At 58.7% G+C, this 2,613-nt stretch carries 2 protein-coding genes; both read right to left on the reverse strand.

What is annotated here, in order from left to right:
- Positions 1-48: 48 nt before the first annotated feature.
- Entirely contained in the window at positions 49-1,359 is a 1,311-nt protein-coding gene (locus tag AC1DVH_RS29310) for an ABC transporter substrate-binding protein (protein WP_477756727.1), read from the reverse strand.
- A gap of 245 nt (positions 1,360-1,604) precedes the next feature.
- Entirely contained in the window at positions 1,605-2,510 is a 906-nt protein-coding gene (locus AC1DVH_RS29315; protein WP_477756728.1) for an AraC family transcriptional regulator, read from the reverse strand.
- Positions 2,511-2,613: the final 103 nt, after the last annotated feature.

A 2,613-nucleotide genomic window follows, 5' to 3' on the forward strand; every position in this document is an offset into this window, starting at 1 on the left:
CTGACACTCCATCGCGAGCAAGCTCGCTCCTACAGAGGGCGTGCGAAATTACTTGGGATAACCCGCGCGCTTCATTTCGCGCTCGGAGGTTTGCTGGGCCGCCGCCAACGCCTGGTCGACCGTGGTCTGGCCGATCAGCGCCGCCGAGAAGGACTTGCCGACCTGGGTACCTATGCCCTGGAACTCGGGAATGGTCACCAACTGAATCCCGATGTAAGGCACCGGCCTGGCGCCCGGCTTGCTCGGGTCAGCGGCTTTGAGCGACTCCAGCGTGACCTTGGCGAACGGCGCCGCGTTCAGGTACGCCTCGCTGTAGGTCGAAGCCCGGGTACCCGGCGGTACGTTGGCGATGCCGTCCTTTTCCGCGACCAATGCGCTGTATTCTTTGGAGGTTGCCCAGGCGCTGAAGGTTTTCGCTGCTTCCTTGGCTTTGGAACTGGTGGGAATGGCCAGTGCCCAGGAGTACAGCCAGGCCGAGCCCTTGTCGGTGACTTGATGCGGCGCATAGGTGAAGCCGACGTGATCGGTGACCTTACTCTGGGCCTTGTCGGTGACGAACGAGCCGGCGACGCTGGCATCGACCCAGATCGCGCATTTGCCGCTGTTGAACAACGCCAGGTTTTCATTGAAACCATTGCTCGAGGCGCCCGGCGGGCCGGATTTCTTCATGGTGTCGACGTAGAAGTTCAGCGCGTTTTTCCACTCGGGGCCGTTGAATTCCGGCTGCCACTGTTCATCGAACCAGCGCGCGCCGTAGGCGTTGGCGACGGTGCTGATCAGCGCCATGTTCTCGCCCCAGCCGGCCTTGCCGCGCAGGCAGATGCCGTACTGTTCCTGCTCGGGTTTGTTCAGTTTGGCGGCGAACTCACCGATCTGCTCCCAGGTCGGGTGCTCGGGCATGCTCAGGCCGGCGTCGTTGAACAGGTCGGTGCGGTAGTAGGTGATGGAGCTTTCAGCGTAGAACGGCAGGGCGTACAGCGAGCCTTTGACCGACAGGCCTTCGCGCACCGACGGGAACACATCGTCGAGGGCATAGCTGGCCGGCAAATCCTTCATCGGCTCCAGCCAGCCCTTGGCGCCCCAGAGTGCGGCTTCGTACATGCCGATGGTCAGTACGTCGAACTGACCGCCCTGGGTGGCGATGTCGGTGGTCAGGCGCTGGCGCAGGACGTTTTCTTCGAGCACCACCCAATTGAGCTTGATGTCCGGGTGCTCGGCCTCGAAGGTTTTCGAGAGCTTTTGCATGCGGATCATGTCGCTGTTGTTGACGGTGGCGATGGTCAGCGTCTGGGCGCCAAGGCTGACGCTGCTGAGGGTCATGCAGGTGAGGGCAAGCAGAGCTTTTACAGAAAGTTGCATCGTGCACTCCTTTTCTGCACCCGGTGGGCTACAGAAGGACAGTTATTGTTTTTGTGTCTTCCTGCGGAGGGAAGAATCTGTGCTGATTACATCCTTCAATGGAGGGTGAGACAAATCATCCATCGCACTTTGATCGATACTTTTTTGCACTGGAATTTTGGGGGGGAGATGCAGGGAAGGGCTTTTCAGCGAAGGAGGGGTATTGAATCCGTACAGGTTTTATAGCTTTTAGCAGAATTTGATTTTTAACCCAGGTTTTGCTCGGTCAGCCGCTGCACCACCAATCGCCGATAATGCGACGGGGTCATGCCCTTGAGTTGCTGGAAGCGCCGGTTGAAGTTGGAAATATTGTTGAAACCCGATTCGAAGCACACGTCGGTGACCGTTTTGTCGCCATCGGCCAGCAACTCGCAGGACTTGCTGATACGCAGGCGATTGACGAATTCGATGAAAGTGCGCCCGGTGGCCTGCTTGAATACGCGGCTGAAATAAGTCGGTTTCATGCCCAGATGATCGGCGACTTCCTCCAGCATCAAGTCCCGGGCGTAGTGGGCAAAAATGTAATCCACCGCGCGGTTGGTGCGATCGATGTTGTGCTCGTCGGCCAGTTGCGGGGTCGTGGCACCCGAGAGCAATTGGTAATCGTCGGTAGCTGCGAGCAATTCCAGCAGGATGAAAAAGTGTCCGAGCCGGGTGATACCTCTGGTATCGGCGATGCGCTGCATCAAGTCCATGGCCTGGGCGATGGTGTACTTGCAGTGAAACTCGATGCCGTACTGCGCGCGCTCCAGCAGCGGTGCCAGGGTCTTGAGCTCGGAGAACACCTGATAGCCGCTATCTAACAACTCGTCGGTGAAGTTGACCAGCATGTCGCGCTTGGGTACCACCTCATCCTCGGCCACCTGGCTGATCCAGTTGTGGGGCAGGTTGGGGCCGGTCAGGAAGAGTGTCTGAGGATAGAAGTTGCCGATGTAGTCGCCGATGAACACCTTGCCGGAACTGGCGACGATCAGGTGCAACTCGTATTCCTTGTGGAAATGCCAGCGCACCAGCGGGCAGGGAAAGCCATGCTGGCGGTAGATGATGGACAACCCGTTGTGGTCGTCCATCAATTCATAAGACGGATCGGTGACTCTGGCGGTGCGGGTCATGTCAGGGCGCTTGTGTTGTTATCCCGCCCAGATCATGCCTCCAGCCGGATGGATAATGCTACTACCGCCTGTGCGCCTGCTCCTGCAAGGCGCGCTACTCCTG

The sequence above is a fragment of the Pseudomonas sp. P4_C3 genome, assembly GCF_056402075.1.

Excerpts from the sequence above, each read along its gene's own strand:
- AC1DVH_RS29315 (WP_477756728.1), bottom strand. The coding sequence starts at position 2,510 with ATGACCCGCACCGCCAGAGTCACCGATCCGTCTTATGAATTGATGGAC.
- AC1DVH_RS29310 (WP_477756727.1), bottom strand. The coding sequence starts at position 1,359 with ATGCAACTTTCTGTAAAAGCTCTGCTTGCCCTCACCTGCATGACCCTC.